Annotated in this window: 23 protein-coding genes; 14 read left to right on the top strand and 9 right to left on the bottom strand. The window is 71.1% G+C overall.

The window, feature by feature from the left end:
• Nucleotides 1-14 precede the first annotated feature (14 nt).
• On the bottom strand, nt 15-716 hold the full coding sequence (locus AB0M99_RS06600) for a nitroreductase family protein (RefSeq protein WP_365917543.1): 702 nt from the start codon (nt 714-716) through the stop codon (nt 15-17).
• 76 nt (nt 717-792) lie between these two features.
• Between AB0M99_RS06600 and AB0M99_RS06595 the strand changes: the two genes are divergently transcribed.
• Nucleotides 793-1,338: a GNAT family N-acetyltransferase gene (locus AB0M99_RS06595; protein WP_365917542.1), complete on the top strand. Its 546-nt coding sequence runs from the start codon at nt 793-795 to the stop codon at nt 1,336-1,338.
• A gap of 13 nt (nt 1,339-1,351) precedes the next feature.
• Here the strand turns inward: AB0M99_RS06595 and AB0M99_RS06590 are convergent, their stop codons facing one another.
• On the bottom strand, nt 1,352-3,382 hold the full coding sequence (locus tag AB0M99_RS06590) for a phosphocholine-specific phospholipase C (protein WP_365917541.1): 2,031 nt from the start codon (nt 3,380-3,382) through the stop codon (nt 1,352-1,354).
• Between the two features lie 119 nt (nt 3,383-3,501).
• Nucleotides 3,502-4,515, bottom strand: coding sequence for an NADP-dependent oxidoreductase (locus AB0M99_RS06585; protein ID WP_365917540.1), 1,014 nt, complete (start codon nt 4,513-4,515; stop codon nt 3,502-3,504).
• 101 nt (nt 4,516-4,616) lie between these two features.
• Between AB0M99_RS06585 and AB0M99_RS06580 the strand changes: the two genes are divergently transcribed.
• The 4 genes from AB0M99_RS06580 to AB0M99_RS06565 all read left to right on the top strand — a co-directional run bounded on the left by AB0M99_RS06580 (nt 4,617) and on the right by AB0M99_RS06565 (nt 8,333).
• On the top strand, nt 4,617-5,501 hold the full coding sequence (locus AB0M99_RS06580; protein ID WP_365917539.1) for a LysR family transcriptional regulator: 885 nt from the start codon (nt 4,617-4,619) through the stop codon (nt 5,499-5,501).
• Between the two features lie 261 nt (nt 5,502-5,762).
• On the top strand, nt 5,763-5,891 hold the full coding sequence (locus AB0M99_RS06575; protein WP_365917538.1) for a hypothetical protein: 129 nt from the start codon (nt 5,763-5,765) through the stop codon (nt 5,889-5,891).
• An 89-nt stretch (nt 5,892-5,980) separates the two neighbouring features.
• On the top strand, nt 5,981-7,021 hold the full coding sequence (locus AB0M99_RS06570; protein ID WP_365917537.1) for a 3-isopropylmalate dehydrogenase: 1,041 nt from the start codon (nt 5,981-5,983) through the stop codon (nt 7,019-7,021).
• A 226-nt stretch (nt 7,022-7,247) separates the two neighbouring features.
• The gene (locus AB0M99_RS06565; protein WP_365917536.1) at nt 7,248-8,333 is read left to right on the top strand and encodes a branched-chain amino acid aminotransferase; all 1,086 of its coding nucleotides are present in this window, start codon (nt 7,248-7,250) and stop codon (nt 8,331-8,333) included.
• Between the two features lie 84 nt (nt 8,334-8,417).
• Here the strand turns inward: AB0M99_RS06565 and AB0M99_RS06560 are convergent, their stop codons facing one another.
• On the bottom strand, nt 8,418-8,570 hold the full coding sequence (locus tag AB0M99_RS06560; RefSeq protein WP_365917535.1) for a hypothetical protein: 153 nt from the start codon (nt 8,568-8,570) through the stop codon (nt 8,418-8,420).
• 163 nt (nt 8,571-8,733) lie between these two features.
• On the opposite strand from AB0M99_RS06560, the gene AB0M99_RS06555 reads away from it, so the two are divergent.
• Nucleotides 8,734-9,048 (top strand): antibiotic biosynthesis monooxygenase family protein, encoded by a 315-nt coding sequence (locus AB0M99_RS06555; protein WP_365917534.1) that lies wholly within the window; start codon nt 8,734-8,736, stop codon nt 9,046-9,048.
• A 69-nt stretch (nt 9,049-9,117) separates the two neighbouring features.
• Here AB0M99_RS06555 and AB0M99_RS06550 read toward each other — a convergent pair whose 3' ends face one another.
• Complete coding sequence (locus AB0M99_RS06550; RefSeq protein WP_365917533.1) at nt 9,118-10,539, bottom strand: cytosine permease; 1,422 nt, start codon at nt 10,537-10,539, stop codon at nt 9,118-9,120.
• 166 nt (nt 10,540-10,705) lie between these two features.
• On the opposite strand from AB0M99_RS06550, the gene ureA reads away from it, so the two are divergent.
• From ureA to AB0M99_RS06520, 6 genes are all read left to right on the top strand, one after another.
• Nucleotides 10,706-11,422, top strand: coding sequence for an urease subunit gamma (ureA, locus tag AB0M99_RS06545; RefSeq protein WP_365917532.1), 717 nt, complete (start codon nt 10,706-10,708; stop codon nt 11,420-11,422).
• Entirely contained in the window at nt 11,419-13,152 is a 1,734-nt protein-coding gene (locus tag AB0M99_RS06540; protein ID WP_365917531.1) for an urease subunit alpha, read from the top strand. The genes ureA and AB0M99_RS06540 overlap by 4 nt, the downstream gene beginning before the upstream one ends.
• Before the next feature lie 45 nt (nt 13,153-13,197).
• Nucleotides 13,198-14,235 (top strand): agmatine deiminase family protein, encoded by a 1,038-nt coding sequence (locus tag AB0M99_RS06535; protein ID WP_365917530.1) that lies wholly within the window; start codon nt 13,198-13,200, stop codon nt 14,233-14,235.
• A 36-nt stretch (nt 14,236-14,271) separates the two neighbouring features.
• Nucleotides 14,272-14,886, top strand: a complete 615-nt coding sequence (locus AB0M99_RS06530) for a TetR/AcrR family transcriptional regulator (RefSeq protein WP_365917529.1) — start codon at nt 14,272-14,274, stop codon at nt 14,884-14,886.
• 296 nt (nt 14,887-15,182) lie between these two features.
• Complete coding sequence (gene cimA, locus AB0M99_RS06525; RefSeq protein WP_365917528.1) at nt 15,183-16,811, top strand: citramalate synthase; 1,629 nt, start codon at nt 15,183-15,185, stop codon at nt 16,809-16,811.
• A 117-nt stretch (nt 16,812-16,928) separates the two neighbouring features.
• Entirely contained in the window at nt 16,929-18,269 is a 1,341-nt protein-coding gene (locus AB0M99_RS06520) for a hypothetical protein (RefSeq protein WP_365917527.1), read from the top strand.
• Between the two features lie 29 nt (nt 18,270-18,298).
• Here the strand turns inward: AB0M99_RS06520 and AB0M99_RS06515 are convergent, their stop codons facing one another.
• A complete protein-coding gene (locus AB0M99_RS06515; RefSeq protein ID WP_365917526.1) occupies nt 18,299-18,922 on the bottom strand; it encodes a YceI family protein in 624 nt (207 codons plus the stop codon).
• Between the two features lie 256 nt (nt 18,923-19,178).
• Between AB0M99_RS06515 and AB0M99_RS06510 the strand changes: the two genes are divergently transcribed.
• Nucleotides 19,179-20,762: an acyl-CoA carboxylase subunit beta gene (locus AB0M99_RS06510; protein WP_365917525.1), complete on the top strand. Its 1,584-nt coding sequence runs from the start codon at nt 19,179-19,181 to the stop codon at nt 20,760-20,762.
• Nucleotides 20,763-20,786: 24 nt separating this feature from the next.
• Nucleotides 20,787-20,990 (top strand): acyl-CoA carboxylase subunit epsilon, encoded by a 204-nt coding sequence (locus AB0M99_RS06505; RefSeq protein WP_365917524.1) that lies wholly within the window; start codon nt 20,787-20,789, stop codon nt 20,988-20,990.
• A 134-nt stretch (nt 20,991-21,124) separates the two neighbouring features.
• Here the strand turns inward: AB0M99_RS06505 and AB0M99_RS06500 are convergent, their stop codons facing one another.
• The 3 genes from AB0M99_RS06500 to AB0M99_RS06490 all read right to left on the bottom strand — a co-directional run bounded on the left by AB0M99_RS06500 (nt 21,125) and on the right by AB0M99_RS06490 (nt 22,751).
• Nucleotides 21,125-21,709: an ATP/GTP-binding protein gene (locus AB0M99_RS06500; protein ID WP_007266770.1), complete on the bottom strand. Its 585-nt coding sequence runs from the start codon at nt 21,707-21,709 to the stop codon at nt 21,125-21,127.
• Nucleotides 21,690-22,244 carry a DUF742 domain-containing protein gene (locus AB0M99_RS06495; protein WP_365917523.1) on the bottom strand — a complete coding sequence of 185 codons (555 nt, stop codon included), beginning with the start codon at nt 22,242-22,244 and terminating at the stop codon, nt 21,690-21,692. The genes AB0M99_RS06500 and AB0M99_RS06495 overlap by 20 nt, the downstream gene beginning before the upstream one ends.
• Nucleotides 22,245-22,337: 93 nt before the next feature.
• Entirely contained in the window at nt 22,338-22,751 is a 414-nt protein-coding gene (locus AB0M99_RS06490) for a roadblock/LC7 domain-containing protein (RefSeq protein WP_007266772.1), read from the bottom strand.
• Nucleotides 22,752-22,761 lie beyond the last annotated feature (10 nt).

Raw genomic sequence — 22,761 nt, 5'->3', positions numbered from 1 at the left:
CCGCCAGACACCCCCTAGACCTCGACCAGGACCTGGTCGAGGGACTTGCGCCGGAGGTCCGGGACCTCGCAGTCGTCGGCGGGGTAGCCGATCGGGATGACCGCGAAGGCCTTCTCGTTGGCCGGGCGGTTCAGGACGTGCGAGAGGAAGCGCATCGGGCTCGGGGTGTGGATCAGCGCCGCGAGCCCGGACTGGTGGAGGGCGGACAGCAGCATGCCCACCGCGATGCCGACCGACTCGTCGACGTAGTAGTGCTTGCGCTTCGTGCCGTCCGGGCCGAGCCAGTGGCGCTGCTGGAAGACCACGAGCAGGGCCGGGGCGTCCGTGAGGTGGGTCTTCACGGCGTCCGTGCCGATGGGGCGCAGCGCGGCGAGCCACTCGTCGCCGAGCCGGCCGTCGTACGACAACTGCTCCTCCTGTTCGGCGGCGGCGCGGATCCGCTGCCGGACGTCCGGGTCCTTGACCAGGACGAACGTCCACGGCTGCTGGTGCGCCCCGGACGGCGCGGTCGCGGCGCACGCGACGGCGTCCCGGACGACCTGCTCGGGCACCGGGTCGGCGGAGAAGCTGCGCACGGTCCGCCGCTCGTCCATCCGCACGCGCAACTCGGCCGCACGCGCGAGCGATTCCGCGCTCGGCATCCGCTCGGGCCGGTAGGCGACGCCGCGGTACGGCTGGCCGTGGGTGGGGGTCCATTGCTGGGTATCAGGCGACATGAGGCGAGTGTGCCGGGCGGTCCGGGGGACGGCCAGGAACGTGCAGGCCGTTCGGTGGCGGGAGGACACTGGTTCCATGACCGATACACGGACAGAGCTCGTGCACACCTCGCAGTTGGGCTCCGGCGCACTGGCGGAGATCCGGGGGCTGCTCGGCGCGGCCTTCGACGGGGACTTCGGCGAGGAGGACTTCGAGCACGCGCTCGGAGGGATGCACCTGCTGGTGCGCGAGGGCGGCGAACTCGTCGCGCACGGCAGCGTCGTGCAGCGGCGGGTCCTGCACGGGGGGCGGGCCCTGCGGACCGGGTACGTCGAGGCCGTCGCGGTACGGGCGGACCACCGGCGGCGGGGGCTCGGCGGGCGGGTCATGGGCGGGCTGGAGCGGATCATCGCCGGGGCGTACGTGCTCGGGGCGCTCTCGGCGTCCGAGGCAGGGGCCGCGCTGTACCGCGGGCGCGGTTGGCTGGCGTGGGGCGGGCGGATCGGGGCGCTCTCGCCCGAGGGGCCCGTACGGCTCCCCGAGGAGGAGGGGTCGACCTACGTGTGGCTGCCGCCCGGCGGGGGCCGGCTGGACCTCGCCGGGCGGCTCGACTTCGACTGGCGGGACGGGGACGTGCTGTAGGCGGCCGCGGGGGCTACGAGCCCGAGATGCTCGGCGCGCCCGTCTCTATGTGGCCGGTGTAGCGGCGCGACCAGGTGCCGTCGGCGTCGGCGAGGATCGTGAAGTCGTACCAGCCCTTGCTGTACGCCACCGCGTTGAAGAAGTCCTCCCGCGAGGAGTTCGCCGGGACCGTGTAGGTCCACGGGCCGTCCTTGCGGTAGGCGTTCGAGCGGATCGTGAAGGTGACCGGTGACGCCGAGGAGTTGGTCATCTTGAAGTAGACGGCCGTCTTGCCCGTGCCCGGCTCGACCGCGAAGCGGGCCGCGACCTCCAGGTCCTTGCCCGCCTTCGTGGCGTCGCCGAGGAAGCGCCGCAGGAAGCGGTTCGGGCCGTACATCGAGATGTCGTACTTGCCGGAACCGGCGCCCAGGCCGATGCTGAAGTAGTCCGTCGAGGTGCTGTTCGGGTCCACCGTGTACTGCCAGGCCGCCGTGTCCCGGTGCTGGTGCGGGTGGATCGAGAAGTGCGCGGCCCGCTTGGCCTGCGCGCCCTGGTTGGTCATCGAGAACCAGGCCAGGATCTTGCCGGCGGGCCCGAACTCGAAGCGGTCCAGGTTGCCGTTCACCTGGTAGGGGAGGGCCCGCGCCGGGCGCGTGCCGGGTTCCTGGGCCGGGAGCGCGTTGTCCTGCGGCGCCGGGTTGGGGAGCGGGGCGCAGGTCGACTGGCCGATGACCTTCGCGGTGGACGGCAGGCCCGCGGGGACCCCGTAGACCGGGTGCGCGAAGTCGAAGACGCCGGTCAGGTCGCCGGTCACCTTGCGGCGCCAGGCGCTGATGTTCGGACACTCGGCCGGAGTGCCGAGCGCGGCCGTCCACTTCTCCATGAACCGCAGGACCGAGGTGTGGTCGAAGACCTCCGAGCTCACCCAGCCGCCGCGGGTCCACGGGGACATCACGATCATCGGGACGCGGAAGCCGAGCCCGATCGGGACGCCGTCGATGTACTCGCCGGGGGTGCCGGGCGGGGCGACGGGCGGCGGGACGTGGTCGAAGAAGCCGTCGTTCTCGTCGTAGTTGAGGAACAGGACGGTGGAGTCGAAGACCTCCGGGTTCGCGGCGAGCGCCCGGTAGACCAGGTCCACGAAGTGCGCGCCGTCGCCGGGCGGGGCGTAGGGGTGCTCGGAGAAGGCCTCGCTCGCCACGACCCAGGAGACCTGCGGCAGGGTCCCGGCGATCACGTCCGCCCGGATGGCGGCCGCGATGTCGTCCGGGGTGGAGCCGGTGATCCTGGGGACGGAGGCCATGCCCCGGTCCCACAGGGGGTTGCCGGGGGCCGCGTCCGTGAACTTCTTGAAGTAGGCCAGACCGTTGTCGCCGTAGTTGTCCTGGGCGTTCTGGTACACCTTCCAGCTCATGCCGGCCCGCTGGAGGGCCTCCGCGTACGACTCCCAGGTCAGCCCCGACTCCTCGCCGCCGTCCTTGCTGCCCGCGTCGATCTTGCCGCTCCACAGGAAGGTGCGGTTCGGGCCGGTCGCGCTGAGGGCGGAGCAGAAGTACGCGTCGCAGATCGTGTAGTTGTCGGCGAGCCCGTAGTGGAAGGGGATGTCCCCGCGGTCCAGGTAGCCGAGGGTGCGGGTGTTGCCGACGCCGGTGACGAAGTTGTCCATGCGGCCCTGGCTCCAGGCCGCGTGCTGCGAGGTCCAGCTGTGCGGGAGGTCGCCGGTGCACTGGGCGAGGGTCTCGCTGTCGGCCCCGCCCGCGGGCGGGGTGGCGCTCAGCTTCCAGGGGTACTGGCGGCCGCCCCAGTTCGGCTGGTTGAAGGTGCCCCAGCCGCCCGGGATGTTGCCGGCGGCGCGGTCGCCGAAGCCGCGGACACCCTTGAGCCTGCCGAAGTAGTGGTCGAAGCTGCGGTTCTCCTGCATCAGGATCACCACGTGCTTCACGTCGGTGATCGTGCCGGTGGCCGCTGCCGCGGCGGCCGTCGACGGCGCGATCCCGGGCAGGGCCGCCCCCGCCACCAGTCCGGCGCCGATTCCCACGAAACCCCTGCGGCTGATCGGTGTCACTGGCTGCTCGCCTCCAACTCAAGTGCCCCGCTGGCACATCGACGGCAAGGGTGGCGGGACGGTCGCCAAAGGTCTACATCCGTGCAGTAAGAGTTCAGTGAACTTCGGGGTGGCCGGGATCAGCCCGTGAGACGGACGAGCATCTTGCCCAGGTTGTCCCCTCGGAGTACGCCCTGGAAGGCCTCCACCGTGTGATCGAACCCCTGCACAACGGTGGTGTCGGTGCCGATGCAGCCACTGCGCAGATGGGGGACGAGGAAATCCTCCAGCTCGTCCTGCAAATTGGTGTGATTTCGAACCAATACCCCTTCCAGGCGGAGCGACTTGTGTACGACCTCGAAGAGGTTGCGGGGCGCGGCGGGGGAGCGGTCGCCGTTGTACATCGAGATCCCGCCGACCCAGGCGATCCGCCCGTACTCGCGCAGTACGTCGATCGCGCCCTCCAGGTGGTCGCCTCCGACGTTGTCCACGTAGACGTCGATGCCCTCCGGGGCCGCCTTCGCGAGCTGCTCGCCGACCGGCCCGTCGTGGTAGTCGAAGGCCGCGTCGAAGCCGAGCCGCTCGGTGAGGTGGCGGACCTTCGCCGGCGAGCCCGCACTGCCGATGACGCGGCGGGCGCCGAGCAGCCGGGCGATGTGGCCGGTCGCCGTGCCGACCCCGCCCGCGGCGGCGGACACGAACAGGTCCTCGCCCTCGCGCAGCGCCGCGGTCCGGGTCAGGGCGGCGTACGCGGTAAGGCCGGTGCCTCCGAGGATGGAGAGGTACGCCTCCAGCGGGACGCCCTCGTACCCCTTCAGCTTGCGGGTGCCGTCCGTGCCGAGGGTGACCAGCGCGTGCGTGCGCCATCCCGCGCGGTGGAAGACGAGGTCGCCCTCGGCGAGTCCCGGGTCGCGGGAGGCGAGCACCCGGCCCACCGACCGCCCTTCGAGGGGGGTGCCCAGCTCGAAGCCGCCCTCGCCGCCGTCCATCATTCCGCGGTGGTACGGGTCCACGGACAGCAGCAGGTTCTCCACAAGGGCGGTGCCGGGAGCGGGGGAGGGGACGGGGACCTCGACGTAGGCGAAGTCGGAGGCGGCGGGGAAGCCGGTCGGGCGGGCGATCTGGTGGACGGCGTGGCCGGTCTGCGTGGTCATGGCGGCGACACTAGGAAGGAATCACCCGGCCGGTCAGAGGGTTGGGCTCATGGAAGCCGCAGACCCATGAGCGCGGCTCATGGAACGAGGTGGGGGCCACCGTGACCGAGCTTGCTCCGCAGGAACTGCGCATCCTGGTGGCCGTCGCCGAGTCCGGCGGCTTCTCCGCCGCGGGCGCGGCCCTCGGGATCACCCAGTCGGCCGTATCGCACGCGGTCCGCGGCAGCGAAGCCAAGATCGGCGCGGTCCTCTTCGAGCGCGGCCGCGGCGGCGCCTCGCCCACCCCGGCGGGGGAGCGGGCGGTCTCCCACGCCCGGCGGATCCTGCGGCTGTACGAGGTCCTCGGCGCGGAGGCCCGCGCCGCCGGGCGGGCCGCGGCCGGGCCGGCGGCGGTGGAGGGGGTGCTGCGCATCGCCGCGTTCCGCAGCGCGGCCCTGCACCTGCTGCCGCCCGCGCTGGAGCGGCTCACCGCCCGGCACCCCGGCATCCGGCCCGAGGTCCGGGTGGTGCGCGAGCTCGGCGCCGGCACCGCCGGGGAGGTGGCCGCCGGCCGGGCGGACCTCGGCATCGCGACCCTGGGCGTCCCGCAGGACGCGGCGCCCGGCCTGCTGAGCGGGGTGCTCCTGGAGGAGGCGTACGCCCTGGTCCATCCGGCCGGGCACCCCGACCCGAGGAAGCTGCCCCTGCTGGACTGGGACGAGAACTGCGGCTCCTACACGCGCGCCTGGTGGCTGGCGCAGGACTGGATCCCGCGGGCGACCGTCAAGGCGGAGGACGACGCGATGGTGCTGACCATGGTCGGCCGCGGGCTCGGCATGGCGATCATGCCCGAGCTGTCCCTCCGGGAGGCGGCCGAGACCGTGGAGATCACCGGACTGGGGCCGGAGCGGCCGGTGAGACGCGTGGGATACGTCACCACACCGGAATCTGCCTCGACTCTCGCGGTAAGGGCTCTGATCAGGGAACTTCGCTCGGTATCGCTCTGAAACGGAGCCTCGGAGCAGGCCCTTCCGGGGGGTTCCGCGTCTCAGATAGTAGGAAGTCCGAGTAATTGCGGAGACATACAGCGGGAGCTGCCCTAGCTTTGTAGGAGCCGAACGTCTCGCTGATCCAGCGAATGGCGGTCGAGAGCGCGCGCCCCTTGGCAGGCAACCCCTGCGGCGCACCGCTCCCCGCCTCTTCCGGCGCCTTGAAGGAACCCCTCATCCGTGGCCCCGCCACGCCGTGATCTCAAGGAGTCGATCACCATGACGCCCACCACCGCAGTCCGCCGCGTCCGCCACGCCTCCAGCGCCGACGCCGACCGCAAGAACGCCGCCGCAGCCCTCCAGCGCGCCCTCGACCGCCGCGACAACGGCGGCTCGACCGGTCACTGACCCCGGCGGGCATATTGCGTCCGGATGACACAGGTCCACATCCTGGACGCAATATGTCTGAGGGGTGGGACAAGGAGTACGGTTCCACCATGTCGACCAGCATCAATCTCGCAGTGATCCCCGGTGATGGCATCGGCCAGGAAGTCGTGGCTCAGGGCCTCAAGGTCCTTACCGCGGTCCTGCCCCTGGATGTGAAGCTGGAGACCAAGGAATACGACCTCGGCGCCCAGCGCTGGCACCGCACCGGTGACACCCTCCCCGACGCGGAGCTCGAATCCCTCAAGCACCACGACGCGATCCTGCTGGGCGCCATCGGCGACCCCTCGGTCCCGTCCGGCGTGCTGGAGCGCGGTCTGCTGCTGAAGCTCCGCTTCGCCTTCGACCACTTCATCAACCTGCGCCCGTCGAAGCTCTTCCCGAACACGGCCACCCCGCTGGCCGGCCGTCCGGAGATCGACTTCGTCGTGGTCCGCGAGGGCACCGAAGGCCCGTACACCGGCAACGGCGGCAGCCTGCGCACCGGTACCCCGGCCGAGGTGGCCACCGAGGTCAGCATCAACACCGCGTACGGCGTCGAGCGCGTCGTGCGTGACGCGTACGAGCGGGCCAACGCCCGCCCCCGCAAGAAGCTGACGCTGGTCCACAAGAACAACGTCCTCGTGTACGCGGGCCACATGTGGAAGAACATCTTCGACAAGGTCGGCCAGGAGTACCCCGAGGTCACCACCGACTACCTGCACGTCGACGCCGCGACGATCTTCTTCGTCACCCAGCCCGAGCGCTTCGACGTCATCGTCACGGACAACCTCTTCGGTGACATCCTCACCGACCTGGCCGCCGCCGTGACCGGCGGAATCGGCCTGGCCGCCTCCGGGAACATCAACCCGACCGGCGCCTTCCCGTCCATGTTCGAGCCCGTCCACGGCTCGGCCCCGGACATCGCCGGTACCGGCAAGGCCGACCCGACCGCGACGATCCTCTCCGTCGCCCTCCTGCTGCGCCACCTCGGCTACGAGGCCCAGGCCGTCCGCATCGAGGACGCGGTCTCCGCCGACCTGGCCGAGCGCGACGGCACCTTCCGCTCCACCGACGCCATCGGCGACGCCCTCGCCGCCCGAGTAGCCGGCTGACCCGGCAGCTCACCTCAGGAAGCCGCCGGGTCGCGAACAGGGACCCGGCGGCTTTTCCTGTGCGGCCCCGGGTGCCACCATCTCCCCTGGGCCGCAATCACCCCGTTTCACCGAAGCCCCCGCGCGCGCGATAATCGAACGCGAGGCCGCGGATCACGGGGAAGCTCGGACGTCCTGGTACGCATGAGCGCGGTCCGCCATACACAACGGTGAAGGACAAGCACTCATGACGACGCCCACGATCGAGCTCAAGCCCTCCTCGACCCCGCTGTCCGACGCGGAGCGCGAGGCGATCCTGGCCAGCCCCGGCTTCGGCCGCCACTTCACCGACCACATGGTGACGATCAAGTGGACCGAGGGCCGCGGCTGGCACGACGCCGAGCTGGTCCCGTACGCCCCGCTGTCGATCGACCCGGCGAACATGACCCTGCACTACGCGCAGACGATCTTCGAGGGCCTCAAGGCCTACAAGCAGCCCGACGGCACGGTCGCCACCTTCCGTCCGCAGGCCAACGCCGAGCGCTTCCAGTCCTCCGCCCGCCGCATGGCCATGCCGGAGCTGCCGACCGAGCTGTTCATCTCCGCCTGCGACGCGCTCATCCAGCAGGACCGGGCCTGGGTTCCGGACTCCGGCGAGGCCTCGCTGTACCTGCGGCCGTTCATGTTCGCCTCCGAGGTCGGCCTGGGTGTCCGCCCGGCCAACGAGTTCCTCTTCATCGTCATCGCCTCGCCCGCCGGCGCGTACTTCTCCGGTGGCGTCAAGCCCGTCTCCGTCTGGCTCTCCGAGGACTATGTCCGCGCGGTCAAGGGCGGCACCGGCGCGGCCAAGACCGGCGGCAACTACGCGGCCTCCCTCGTCGCGCAGGCCCAGGCGGCCTCGCACGGCTGCGACCAGGTGGTCTGGCTCGACGCCGTCGAGCACCGCTGGATCGAGGAGATGGGCGGCATGAACCTGTACTTCGTGTACGGCGACCGCATCGTCACCCCCGAGCTCACCGGCTCGCTGCTCCCGGGCATCACCCGCGACTCCCTCCTCACCATCGCCCGCGACCTCGGCTACACCGCCGAGGAGGGCCGCATCACCACCGAGGACTGGAAGCGGGACAACGAGAACGGCACCCTCACCGAGGTGTTCGCCTGCGGCACCGCCGCCGTGATCACCCCGGTCGGCTCGGTCAAGTCCGAGCGCGCCAACTGGACCCAGGGCGACGGCGAGCCCGGCCAGGTCACCATGCGGCTGCGCAAGGCGCTGCTGGAGCTCCAGACCGGGCAGAGCGCCGACACCCACGGCTGGATGCACCCGCTGGGCTAGACGCCCCCGCCCCACACGCCCCGAAGGCCCCCGCGCGATGCACGGGGGCCTTCGGGGCGTTCCGGCGAGGTGGTGGGGGCGTGGTCAGCGCTCCTCGTCCGCCTCGTCCTCGCGCTTCTTCTTGCGTTCCTCGTTCGTACCGTCCGGGCCGAGGCCCACCGCGGCGTCACCGAAGGCGTAGGCCAGGCCGGCGACCCCCTTGACGATCTTCGTTGCCACGTATGCGAGCTCTTCCACGACGCCTCCCCGTGCCGTTCGCGGCGGCCCTGTCCTGTTCGGCCGCCGCTGTACGGGGAGACGCCGCAGAGGCGCCAACGGTTGACCCGGCCGGGCCGGCAGCTCGGGGCGACCGGCCGGTACGGGTCTAACCTGGAGTGGGGCCCTACCGAGGTGGTGTGCGATGTCCGAGGCGAGCAAGTTCTGGGCCTCCGGGGCCTGGCAGGTTTCCGAGGGCCGGGAAGACGAGTTCGAGACCCGGTGGGAAGCCTTCCTGACATGGACCGGGGAAGCGAACGAAGGGTTCCTCTTCGCCCGCCTGATTCGTGATCTGAGCAGCCCGGGCCACTACGTGTCCTTCGCCTCGTGGAGCGACGCGGAGGCCATGAAGGGCTGGCAGGACAAGCCCGAGTTCGCCGAGCACTTCGGCGCCTGCCGTGAGCTGTGCGACGACATGCAGGGCGGAGGCTTCGCCCTGGCGCGGGCAGTGGACGCGTAGCGGTGAGTCCGTGCGAAGGCCCGCGCCCCGGGAGATCCGGGGCGCGGGCCTTCGCACGTCGGGGGAGGCTCAGGCTGCGGCCGGCTCCCCGGCGGTCTCGGCGGCCGCGGCGGGGGCGGTGCGGGCGGTCAGGGCCGCGTAGACCACGCCGCCGGTCAGGCCGGAGAGGACGAAGGAGCAATCCACACCGCCGGTCAGGGCCAGCAGGGGGCCCTCGTAGAACGGGGTGGTCACGGCGAGCAGGCCGACACCCGCGCCGATGGCCCAGGAGAGGGTGGCCAGGATGTTCCAGCCGCCGCGGTACCAGTAGATCCCGCCCACGGAGCGGCGGTTGAAGACCTGGAGGGCGTCGGCGTCGTACCGGCCGCGACAGCGGACATGGCCGATGAGGGTGACGACGGCCCACGGGGTGCCGATCGCGGTCAGCAGCAGGACGAACGAGGTCATCGCGGCCTGCACGTTCCACTCGAACGAGCCGAAGAAGACGAAGGCGGTGGCGACGGCCGCGGCGATGACCGTGGCCGTGGTGCGCGTGGCCCTCGGGACGATGGCGTCGAGGTCGAGGCCCATCGAGTAGAGCATCAGCCCGGCGTTGCCGACCGAACCGGCCGCGGCGGCGACGAGCAGCGGGACCAGGTACCAGAACGGCGCGGCGTCGACGAGCGGCCCGGCGTACTCGGCGCCGGCCCTGGCGGCGAGCGCGGTGTAGGTACCGAACAGCTGCGGTATCAGCAGCCCGGCCAGCAGGCCGAAGCCGGTGGCCCGGAGCACCTTGCGGGAGCCGTGCCGGGCGGGGGAGATGTAGCGGGTGTAGTCGCCGAGCAGGGTGATGAAGGCGACGGGCCCGCTGAGCCCGGCGGCGACGGTGGCGAGCAGCCAGGTCGGCCAGAAGGAGCCGAGCAGGTACGAGGTCTCCGGCGGGGCGGCCGCGGTGAAGTCCGGGGCGTAGGCGAGGACGCCGACCGCCAGCAGGACCAGCATGCCGATGGAGAGGACCTTGCTCATCCGCAGCAGCAGGCGGTAGCCGAAGACGGCCGCCACGACGGTGCACGCGGCGAGCACTCCGTACATCGCGGCCCGCGAGACGCCGGTGTCGGGCAGCCCGGTCAGGCGGGACAGGACTCCGACCATCACGTCGCCGCCGATCCACAGGGTCAGCGCGGTATAGCCGAGCGAGAGCAGCAGGCCGACCACCGAGCCGACGAGCCGGCCGCGGACGCCGAACTGGGCGCCGCTGGAAGTGGACAGGTTGGTCGCGGTGCGCAGCGATACCAGCGCCAGCGGCGCGGTGAAGGCGATGCCGACGAGGGTGCCGGTCACGATCGCGGTGACCGAGGGCCACAGGCCCAGCCCGAAGGACGGGGGCAGCCAGCCGAAGACGATCACACCGAGGCAGAGGTTGGAGCCGAGGAGGATCGACATCAGGTCACGGGGACCGCTCGTTCGCTCCTCTTCGGGGATGGTGTCGACTCCGCGCTGTTCGATGGGCATGGGGGGACTCCCTTGGCAGGGCGGGGGGTGGTTGCGCAATCGCGATGAATGTTTGAGCGACACTCAATGTGACCTAGGCCCAGGTCCCAGGTCAATGATTCCTTGCGAAGAAATGAAGAGTTAGAGTGATGCTCTAACCCATCGAGGCACAAGGTGGTGGATCGCCGTGCGGCTGACCCCTACGGAGCGCGACCGGCTGCTGCTGCGCAGCGCAGCGGAACTGGCCAGGGCCCGCCGGGCCCGGGGCCTGAGGCTCAATGTCCCCGAGGCCACCGCGCTGATCGCGGACACCGTCTGCGAGGCCGCGCGCGACGGCAAGCGACTGGCGGAGGCCATCGAGGAGGCCCGCGGCGTACTGGGCCCCGACGACGTGCTGCCCGGCGTCGCGGACGTGGTCGCCGAGGTCCACGTGGAGGCCGTCTTCGACGACGGCTCCCGCCTGGCGGTGGTCTCGTCCCCGATCCGGGGCGCGGTGGGCCTCGGCGAGGACGCCCCCGGCGCGGTCCTGCCCGGCCCCGGCGCCCCCCAGCCGGAGCCGGAGGTCCACCTCCACGTACGCAACACCGCATCCGTGCCTGTGAGCGTCACCTCGCACTTCCACTTCTTCGAGGCGAACCCCCGCCTCGACTTCGACCGGGCCGCGGCCTACGGCATGCGGCTGTGCGTGCCCGCGGGCTCGTCGGTCCGCTTCGACCCCCACGGCGAGGGCGAGGTCGGTCTGGTCCCGATCGGCGGCGACCGCATCGCCGTCGGCTTCGCGGGTCTGGTCGACGGCCCCCTGGACGCCCCCGGCGCGAAGGACGAAGCCCTGCGCCGCGCGGCGGCCTGCGGCTACCTCGGCACCGGCAACGACCTTCCGCGTACCGAAGGGAACCCGGCATGAGCCGCCAGACCCCCCACAGCGACCACTGCGCTCCCGGCAGCCGGCACATCGACCCGCACGAGTACGCCTCCGTCTTCGGCCCCCGCGCCGGGGACCGGGTCCGCCTCGGCGACTCCGGGCTGACCGTCCGGGTCGAGTACGACGCCCAGAAGCCCGGCGACGAGTTCCTGGCCGGCTTCGGCAAGACCGCACGCGACGGCCTGCACCTGAAGGCCGCCGCCGTCCGCGAGACCTGCGACGTCGTCATCAGCAACGTGCTGGTCATCGACGCCGTCGTCGGGATCCGCAAGGTGTCCATCGGCATCCGGGAGGGCCGCATCCACGCGATCGGCCGGGCCGGCAACCCCGATACCCTCGACGGCGTCGACGTGGTGGTCGGCACGGGCACCTCGATCGTCTCCGGTGAGGGCCTGATCGCCACCGCGGGCGCCGTGGACACCCACGTCCACCTGCTCTCCCCGCGCATCATGGAGGCCTCGCTCGCCGCGGGCGTCACCACGGTCATCGGCCAGGAGTTCGGCCCCGTCTGGGGCGTCGGGGTCAACTCCCCGTGGGCGCTGAAGCACGCGTTCAACGCCTTCGACGCCTGGCCGGTCAACATCGGCTTCCTCGCCCGCGGCTCCTCCTCCGACGCCGCCCCGCTGGTCGAGGCCCTGGCCGAGGGCGGCGCGTCCGGCTTCAAGGTCCACGAGGACATGGGCGCGCACACCCGCGCCCTGGACACCGCGCTGCGGGTGGCCGAGGAGCACGACGTACAGGTCGCCCTGCACAGCGACGGCCTCAACGAGTGCCTCTCCGTCGAGGACACCCTGCGCGTCCTGGACGGCCGCACCATCCACGCCTTCCACATCGAGGGCTGCGGCGGCGGGCACGTTCCCAACGTGCTCAAGATGGCCGGCGTGCCGAACGTCATCGGCTCCTCCACCAACCCGACCCTGCCCTTCGGCCGGGACGCCGTCGCCGAGCACTACGGCATGATCGTCTCCGTCCACGACCTCAAGCCGGACCTCCCCGGCGACGCGGCCATGGCCCGCGACCGGATCCGCGCCGGGACGATGGGCGCCGAGGACGTGCTGCACGACCTGGGCGCGATCGGCATCACCTCATCCGACGCCCAGGGCATGGGCCGGGCCGGCGAGACCATCCGCCGCACCTTCGCCATGGCCGCCAAGATGAAGGGCGAGCTGGGCCCGCTCGAAGGCGACGGCGAGGGCGACGACAACGCCCGCGTCCTGCGCTACATGGCCAAGCTGACCATCAACCCCGCCATCGCCCACGGCCTGGCCCACGAGATCGGCTCCATCGAGGTCGGCAAGCTCGCCGACATCGTGCTGTGGCGCCCGCAGTTCTTCGGCGCCAAGCCGCAGCTGGTCCTCAAGTCCGGCTTCCCGGCGTACGGGGTCACCGGCGACCCCAACGCTGCCACCGACACCTGCGAACCGCTGGTCCTCGGACCGCAGTTCGGCTCCTACGGCGCCACCGCCGCCGACATCTCCGTCGCCTTCGTCTCGGCCGCCGCGGCGGCCCTCGGCAGCGACGAGATGCCCACCCGCCGGCGCCGCGTCGCCGTCCGCGGCACCCGCGGGATCGGCCCCGGGAACCTCCTGCTGAACTCCCGGGTGGGCGCGGTCGATGTGGACGCGCGCAGCGGCCTCGTCTCCCTCGACGGGGAACCGCTGCGCTCCGAAGCCGCCGATTCGGTCTCCCTCAACCGCCTGTACTTCTTGTGAACCAGCACAGCTTGTAAGTCAGCACAGCCTCTAAGGACCCCTGCCATGACCGCTAAGCCCGCCGACCACGGATTCCGGATGCCCGCCGAGTGGACCCCCCACGAGCGCACCTGGATGGCCTGGCCCAGCCCCAACCCGACCTTCACCAACGAGCAGGAGCTCGCCGAGGCCCGCGAGGCCTGGGGCGCCGTCGCCCGCGCGGTCCGTACGTACGAGCCCGTGACCCTCGTCGTCTCCCCGGGCGACGCCGAGAGCGCGCGGGCCGTCGTCGGCGACGACGTACAGCTGGTCGAGCAGGAGCTCGACGACGCCTGGATGCGCGACATCGGCCCGACCTTCGTCACCAACGACGCCGGCGAGCTGGCGGCCGTGGACTGGACCTTCAACGGCTGGGGCGCCCAGGAGTGGGCCCGCTGGGACCACGACTCGAAGGTCGCCCGGTACGTGTCGGACCTGGCCGGAACCCCCACGTACAGCACCCGCCTGGTCAACGAGGGCGGCGCCATCCACGTCGACGGCGAGGGCACCGTGCTCCTCACCGACACCGTGCAGCTGGGCGAGGGCCGCAACCCCGGCTGGAGCCGCCAGGAGGTCGAGGCCGAGATCCACGCCCACCTCGGCACCACCAAGGCGATCTGGCTGCCCTACGGCCTGGCCGGCGACTACGGCACCTACGGCACCCAGGGCCACGTGGACATCGTCGCCGCCTTCGCCCGCCCCGGCGTGGTGATGGTGCACACCCAGCCCGACCCGGCCCACCCGGACCACGAGCGCTGCAAGACCATCGCCGCCATCCTGCGCGCCTCCACCGACGCCCGGGGCCGGCAGCTGGAGGTCGTGGAGATCCCCGCGCCGACCGTGCTGGAGGAGGACGGCGAGTGGGTGGACTACTCCTACATCAACCACTACCTGTGCAACGGCGGCGTGGTGCTGTGCTCCTTCGACGACCCGCGCGACGAGGAGGCGGCGGAGATCTTCCGCGGTCTGTTCCCCGAGCGGACCGTGACGCTCGTTGACGCACGTACGATTTTCGCCGGGGGCGGCGGAATCCACTGCATCACCCAGCAGCAGCCGAAGGTCTGACCGACAGGACCGCGGCAGACCGAGAAGGAGTGGCCCATGGTGGCGGGCGAGGTACCGGTGCGCGCGGCGCGGAAGAACGCGCCCCCGCGCGAGGACGTACTGGTCGCCGCCATGGCCACGATCGCCGAGCGCGGCCTGGAGGGCCTCACCATGGCCGGCCTCGGCCGCCAGGTCGGCATGAGCAGCGGCCACCTCCTCTACTACTTCGGCAGCAAGGACGAGCTCCTGCTCCAGACCCTGGAGTGGAGCGAGGCGGCCCTGGGCGTCGAGAGACGGGCCCTGCTGTCCCGGCGCGGCCCGGCGCGCGAGCGCCTGCGGGCGTACGTGGACCTGTACGTGCCCGAGGCCGCGCGGGACCCGCACTGGACGCTGTGGCTGGAGGTCTGGAACCGGTCCCAGAACGCCGGCCCGCAGGAGCGCGAGCGGCAGGAGGCCATCGAGGGCGCCTGGCACCGCGACCTGGTGGCCCTGCTCGCCGAGGGCATCTCGCGCGGGGAGTTCCGGCCGGTCGACCCCGACCGCTTCGGGGCCCGGCTGCGGGCCCTGCTCGACGGCTTCAGCATCCAGGTCGCGGTGGGGCTGCCGGGGATAGGGCGGGGCGACATCCTCGACCACGTCTCGGAATTCCTCGACGAGGCGCTCGTATCGTGAGACGTCCGTCCACAAGGGCGGACCGCTGTGGCACACTGCGGGCGTGCCTGCTCAGCTCATGATTATGGACAGCAGCGCGCCGGTCCGCAGTGACCGCTGAACCGTGGAAGAACTTCGCGGAGGCGGCCATCGTGCCCCAGACCCGCGCGCAGACCTCTCGCACCCGCGAGGGGTCTTTTCGTTTTCCGGCCCACATCATGCCGGGCCGGACAGCGCGCGATGATGGGGGCAGTGGCAGCGGCCTGTCCCAGAGCGGACATCCGGCAACCACTCACCCGACAGGAGTCAAGACCAGCATGACGACGACACCAGAGGCGGCACCCGTGCTGTCAGGGGGCGTGGACGACTGCTTCCACGTCTTCGACACCACCCTGCGCGACGGCGCCCAGCGTGAGGGCATCAACCTCACGGTCGCGGACAAGCTGACCATCGCGCGGCACCTGGACGACTTCGGGGTGGGCTTCATCGAGGGCGGCTGGCCGGGCGCCAACCCCCGCGACACCGAGTTCTTCTCCCGGGCCCGGGCCGAGATCGACTTCAAGCACGCCAAGCTCGTCGCCTTCGGCGCGACCCGCCGGGCGGGCGGCTCCGCCGCCGCGGACCCGCAGGTCAAGGCGCTGCTGGAGTCCGGCGCCCCGGTGATCACGCTGGTCGCCAAGTCCCACGACCGGCACGTCGAGCTCGCCCTGCGCACCACCCTCGACGAGAACCTGGAGATGGTCCGCGACACCGTCTCCTACCTGGTCGGCCAGGGCCGCCGGGTCTTCGTCGACTGCGAGCACTTCTTCGACGGCTACCGGGCCAACGCCGAGTACGCCAAGGCCGTCGTCCGCACCGCCCACGAGGCCGGCGCCGACGTCGTCATCCTCTGCGACACCAACGGCGGCATGCTGCCGGCGCAGGTGAACGCCACGGTCGCCACCGTCCTCGCCGACACCGGCGCGCGCCTGGGCATCCACGCCCAGGACGACACCGGCTGCGCAGTCGCCAACACCCTCGCCGCCGTCGACGCGGGCGCCACGCACGTCCAGTGCACGGCCAACGGCTACGGCGAGCGCGTCGGCAACGCCAACCTCTTCCCCGTCGTCGCCGCGCTGGAGATCAAGTACGGGCGCCAGGTGCTCCCCGAGGGCGCCCTCGCCGAGATGACCCGGATCTCGCACGCCATCGCCGAGGTCGTCAACCTCACCCCCTCCACGCACCAGCCGTACGTCGGCGTCTCGGCCTTCGCGCACAAGGCGGGCCTGCACGCCTCGGCCATCAAGGTCGACCCGGACCTGTACCAGCACATCGACCCCGAGCGGGTCGGCAACACCATGCGGATGCTGGTCTCCGACATGGCGGGCCGCGCCTCCATCGAGCTCAAGGGCAAGGAGCTCGGCGTCGACCTCGGCGGGGACCGTGCACTGATCTCCCGGGTCGTCGAGCGGGTCAAGGAGCGGGAGCTCCAGGGCTACACGTACGAGGCCGCCGACGCCTCCTTCGAACTGCTGCTGCGCGCCGAGGCCGAGGGGCGGGCCCGCAAGTACTTCCGCATCGAGTCCTGGCGGGCGATCGTCGAGGACCGCCCGGACGGCACCCACGCCAACGAGGCCACGGTGAAGCTGCGGGCCAAGGGCGAGCGGATCGTCGCGACGGCCGAGGGCAACGGCCCGGTCAACGCGCTCGACCGCGCGCTGCGGGTGGCGCTGGAGCGCTTCTACCCGCAACTGGCCAAGTTCGAGCTGGTCGACTACAAGGTCCGCATCCTGGAGGGCACGCACGGCACGGAGTCCACGACCCGCGTGCTGATCGCCACGACGGACGGGGTCCGCGAGTGGAACACGGTCGGCGTGGCCCCGAACGTCATCGCCGCGTCCTGGCAGGCCCTGGAGGACGCCTTCACCTACGGCCTCCTGCACGCGGGCATCGAACCGGCCGAGTAGCCCCCGGTCGGCGCGGCAGACCTCGCCCGGCTCCGGCCCGGCGAGGTCGGCCGCGGTGAAGTACGCGCTTATGTCCGGTTAACACAGGAAACATCTGGTTCGGGTAGCGTCATAGCCATGAGGACCAGGCTTATATCCGTTTTCTCCGGACTGCTGCTGGCCCTGTCGGCGACCGCTCTCGTGGCCGCCCCGCAGGCATCGGCCGCCACCGGACCCGCTGCCGTGGCGGAGGCCCTCAAGAAGGGCCCGGTCTACGTCGACCCCCGCGCCGAGGCGCAACTGCCGAAGGCGCAGGCCGACGCGCTCGCGGAGAAGATCAAGGACGCCGGGAAGCCGGTGTTCGTCGCCGTGCTGCCGGCGGCCGCCGAATTCCCCGCGGACAGCGTGCTGCGCACGATCCGCACCGAGACCGGCATCACCGGCCTCTACGCGGTCCGGCTCGGCGACGGCTTCAACGCCGGCGCCGACAAGTCGGTCATGCCGACGAACGCCGTACGCAACCTCACCGACGCGGTGAAGGCGGGCGGCCCGGTGGACGCGGCGACCGAGCTCAACAACTTCGTGGACCAGGCCCTCTCCCAGGCCAAGGGCAAGGCCCCGGCCTCCTGGGGCTCCACCGGCAGTGACAGCGGGACCCCGGTCGGCGGCCTGATCGCGCTCGGCGCGGTGGCGGCCGTGGGCGGCGGCGGGGCGTACGCCCTGGTCAAGCGCAACCGCAAGAAGAAGGAAGAGGCTCGGCGCGAGGCCATCGAGCGCCTCGGCGTGGTCGTCGACGAGGACATCACGGCCTTCGGCGAGGAGCTCGACCGGCTGGACTTCCACCCCGGTGAACCCGGCGCCGACGACGCCATGCGCAAGGACTACGAGCAGGGGCTGGACTCCTACGAGAAGGCCAAGCAGATCATGGCCTCGGTCCAGCACCCCGAGGAGGTCAAGGGGGTCACCCAGGCCCTGGAGGACGGCCGCTACGCCCTGGCGTGCCTGGACGCGCGCCGACAGGGCAGGCCGCTGCCCGAGCGCCGTTCGCCGTGCTTCTTCGACCCGCGGCACGGGCCGAGCACCGAGGACGCGTCCTGGGCCCCGGCGGGCGGGGCCGCCCGTACCGTGCCGGTCTGCGCGGCGGACGCCGTACGGCTGCGCGACGGTCTGGACCCGGCGGTCCGCACGGTCGACACCGAGCACGGACCGCGCCCGTACTACGACGCCGGCCCGGCGTACGGTCCCTGGGCCGGCGGCTACTTCGGCGGCGGCATCCTGCCCGGTCTGCTCATGGGCACGATGCTCGGATCGATGATGTCCACCCCCGCCTACGCCTCGGACTTCGGCGGCGGCACGGGCGACGGCTTCGAGGGCGGAGACGTCTCCGGAGCCGACTTCAACCCGTCCGACTTCGGCGGCTTCGGGGGCGGGGACTTCGGGGGCGGTGGCGGCTTCGACGGCGGGGGCGGCTTCGACTAGCCGCCCCCTGCGGGGCCGGTCGGCCCCGGTCAGGCCTGCTTGATGGCGGAGATGTCGAAGGTCAGCTTCACCTTGTCGCTGACCATCACACCGCCGGCCTCCAGGGCGGCGTTCCAGGTCAGGCCCCAGTCGGAGCGCAGGATCTCGGCGGAGCCCTCGAAGCCGACGCGCTCGTTGCCGTAGACGTCGGTGGCGGAGCCGGCGAACTCCAGGTCGATGGAGAGCGGGCGCGTGACGTCCTTGATCGTCAGCTCGCCGGTGATGCGGTACGCGTCGCCGCCGAGCTGGGCCGCCTCGGTGGAGCGGAAGCTCATCAGGGGGAAGGCCTCGGCGTCGAAGAAGTCCCCGCTGAGGAGGTGGCCGTCGCGGTCGGCGATGCCGGTGCTGACCGAGGCGATCTTGACGTCGATGGAGGCCGTGGACCGGGACGGGTCGCTGCCGTCGAGGTGCAGGGTGCCCTCGTGGTCGGCGAAGCTGCCGCGGACGTTGGTGACCATGGCGTGGCGGACGGTGAATCCGATGCTGCTGTGGCTGGGGTCGATGACGTAGTCACCGGTGAGCGCGGCCAGGGTCGGGTCCACTTCGAGCGTGGCGACGGCGGCGGTGCCCTCCTGGATGTGCGCGGTCTGGCTGCGGCGGGTGAAGAGACCCATGGCTTCCTCCTCGGTAGTGTGCTGATCGATTCTGGTTGAACTTTCAACAGCAACGACGTTAGACCCATTCCGTTCAAATTTCAACTTCCTGGCATCGTGTCGCGCGGTTTTGTCGGATGCCCACAAAGGACGAAGGTCCCCGCTGGTGGTGTCGGCTCATCGCCCGGCAGTTCTGTCCGGCCCGCACAGCGGAACACACCCGAGACTGTGTGGATTCAACGGAGGATTTTCATGGCGCTCTTCGTAAGGTCGGTACATGACCGTTGTGGACCAGACTCCGAGCGAGCCGACGGACGCCCGCGGCCGCGTGGCCGAGCTGCACGACCTGCGTGAGCAGGCGCGGCGCGGCCCCAGCGACCGGGCGACCGAGACCCAGCACGCCAAGGGCAAGCTGACCGCCCGTGAGCGCATCGCGCTGCTGCTCGACGAAGGTTCCTTCAAGGAGGTCGAACAGCTCCGCCGCCACCGTGCGACCGGCTTCGGCCTGGAGGGCAAGAAGCCCTACACCGACGGTGTCATCACCGGCTGGGGCACGGTCGAGGGCCGCACGGTCTTCGTCTACGCGCACGACTTCCGGATCTTCGGCGGTGCCTTGGGCGAGGCCCACGCCACGAAGATCCACAAGATCATGGACATGGCCATCGCGGCCGGTGCCCCGCTGGTCTCCCTCAACGACGGCGCGGGCGCCCGCATCCAGGAGGGCGTCTCCGCCCTCGCGGGCTACGGCGGCATCTTCCAGCGCAACACCAAGGCCTCGGGCGTCATCCCGCAGATCTCGGTCATGCTCGGCCCCTGCGCCGGCGGCGCGGCCTACTCCCCGGCGCTCACGGACTTCGTCTTCATGGTCCGCGACACCTCACAGATGTTCATCACCGGCCCGGACGTGGTCCGCGCGGTGACCGGCGAGGAGATCTCCCAGAACGGCCTCGGCGGCGCCGACGTGCACGCCGAGACCTCGGGCGTCGCGCACTTCGCGTACGACGACGAGGAGACCTGCATCTCCGAGGTCCGCTACCTCATCTCGATGCTCCCCTCCAACAACCGCGAGAACCCGCCGGTCCACCAGACCGACGACCCCGCCAACCGGCGCTCGGACGTCCTGCTGGACCTGGTCCCCGCCGACGGCAACCGCCCCTACGACATGCTCAAGGTCATCGAGGAGCTCGTCGACGAGGGCGACGTCCTGGAGATCCACGAGCGCTGGGCCCGCAACATCATCTGCGCCCTGGCGCGGCTGGACGGCCAGGTCGTCGGCATCGTCGCCAACCAGCCCGGCCACCTCGCCGGTGTCCTGGACATCCACGCGTCCGAGAAGGCCGCGCGGTTCGTGCAGCTCTGCGACGCCTTCAACATCCCGATCATCACGCTGCTGGACGTCCCTGGCTTCCTGCCGGGCGTCGACCAGGAGCACGGCGGCATCATCCGCCACGGCGCCAAGCTCCTGTACGCGTACTGCAACGCGACGGTGCCGCGGATCTCGCTGATCCTGCGCAAGGCCTACGGCGGTGCCTACATCGTCATGGACTCCCAGTCCATCGGCGCGGACATCACCTACGCCTGGCCCACCAACGAGATCGCCGTGATGGGCGCCGAGGGCGCCGCCAACGTCATCTTCCGCAAGCAGATCGCGGACGCCGAGGACCCCGAGGCCATGCGCGCCCGCATGGTCAAGGAGTACAAGGCCGAGCTGATGCACCCGTACTACGCGGCCGAGCGCGGCCTCGTCGACGACGTCATCGACCCCGCCGAGACCCGCGAGGTGCTCGTCAGCGCCCTCGCGATGCTCCGCAACAAGCACGCCGATCTGCCGTCCCGCAAGCACGGCAACCCGCCGCAGTAACCGAGCGAAGGAGACCTGCCACCCATGAGCGTCACCACCACCGACACCCTGCTGCGCGTCGAAAAGGGCAACGCCGCCCCCGAGGAGCTCGCCGCGATCACCGCGATCCTCCTCGCCCGCGCCGCGGCCACCCCCGAGGACGTCAGCACCAACCCCCGCTCCCAGGCCGGCTGGCGCCGCCTGGAGCGCACCCCGGGCTTCCGCGCCCCGCACAGCTGGCAGGGCTGAGCCGGAGCGCGACGCAAGGCCCCGTACCCCATCAGGGTGCGGGGCCTTCTGCGTACCCGGGGCGGGAAGCCCCGCCCGAGCCGAAGGCCCCCGTGTCGTGTGACACGGGGGCCTTCGCGAGTACCTGGCGGACGCTACCGCAGGCGGGCCATGAGGGCGTGCTCGACGAGCGTGATGAGCGCGCTCTTGGCGTCCGCGCGGTGGCGGGCGTCGGTGGTGATGATGGGGGCGTCCGGGCCGATCTGCAGGGCCTCGCGGACCTCTTCGGGGGTGTACGGCTGGTGTCCGTCGAAGCCGTTCAGGGCGATGACGAAGGGCAGGCCGCTGTTCTCGAAGTAGTCGACGGCGGGGAAGCAGTCGGCGAGACGGCGGGTGTCGACGAGGACGACGGCGCCGATGGCGCCGCGGACCAGGTCGTCCCACATGAACCAGAAGCGGTCCTGACCGGGCGTACCGAAGAGGTACAGGATCAGGTCCTGGTCCAGGGTGATGCGGCCGAAGTCCATGGCGACCGTGGTGGTCGTCTTGTCCCCGGTGTGGGTGAGGTCGTCGATGCCGGCGGAGGCGCTCGTCATCACGGCTTCGGTGCGCAGCGGGTTGATCTCGGAGACCGCGCCGACGAACGTGGTCTTGCCCACGCCGAAGCCGCCCGCCACCACGATCTTCGCGGAGGTGGTGGAGCGAGGAGCCGCTCCGCCGTTAGAGCTTGCGAAGTCCACTGAGCACCCTTTCGAGCAGTGTCACATCTGGCTGGCCGCCGGCAGACTCATCGCCGCCGGGCTGGTGAATAGCGACGAGGCCCGCCTCCGCCAAGTCGGCGACGAGGATCCGGGCGACACCAAGAGGAATGGAGAGAAGTGCCGAGATCTCCGCGACGGATTTGATCTCCTGGCACAGGCGGCAGATGCGCTGGTGCTCGGGCAACTGCCCTTGCAGCCTGGCGGGATCGGCCGTGGTACTGACCAGCGCCTCGATGGCGAGCTGGTAGCGCGGCCGGGTCCGGCCGCCGGTCATCGCGTACGGGCGCACCAGCGGGTTGTGAGCCTTCGGGGCCTGCGGCTGCGAGGTCCGGTAGGGCTGCTGCGACGGACGCCCGGGCTGCTGCTGGGGCTGGCCGTACGGCTGCTGCTGGTAGGGGTTGTGCTCCGGCACGGGCCGGTTGCTCGGCGAGGAGGGGAAGTTGAAGCGGTTCTGGTCGTGCCCACCCTGCGGCTGCTGCGCGCCGCCATAAGGATGTCCTCCGGGTGTTGTCACGTTTCCTCCTCCGACTCCAAGAACGCAGTACTCCCTGTGGAACCGCGCCACCGCACCCTATGGTGCGATGGCGCGAAACGCACTGCCTGTCTGCTAGTTGAGAAGACTTCCCTGCAGCTCCGCACGCAGGTCCGGCGTCAGTACGGTGCCCGCACGATCCACCAGAAGGGCCATCTCGTAGCCCACGAGGCCGATGTCGCACTCGGGGTGCGCGAGCACCGCGAGGGACGATCCGTCGGAGACGGACATGAGGAAGAGGAATCCCCGGTCCATCTCGACCACGGTCTGGTTGACGGCCCCACCCTCGAAGATGCGGGAGGCTCCTGCGGTCAGCGACGTCAGTCCGGAGGCCACGGCCGCCAGCTGGTCGGCGCGGTCGCGCGGGAATCCGTCGGACATCGCCAGAAGAAGGCCGTCGGCGGAGACCACCACGGTGTGGGACACCCCTGGGGTGTTGTCCACGAAGTTGGTGATCAACCAGTTCAGGTTCTGTGCCGCCTGGCTCATCGGGCTCACA

The organism is Streptomyces sp. NPDC051183 (genome assembly GCF_040682455.1).
Classification (GTDB): domain Bacteria; phylum Actinomycetota; class Actinomycetes; order Streptomycetales; family Streptomycetaceae; genus Streptomyces.
Note: the sequence above shows the minus strand (reverse complement) of the source record. Positions and strands in the feature narration are given on the sequence as shown.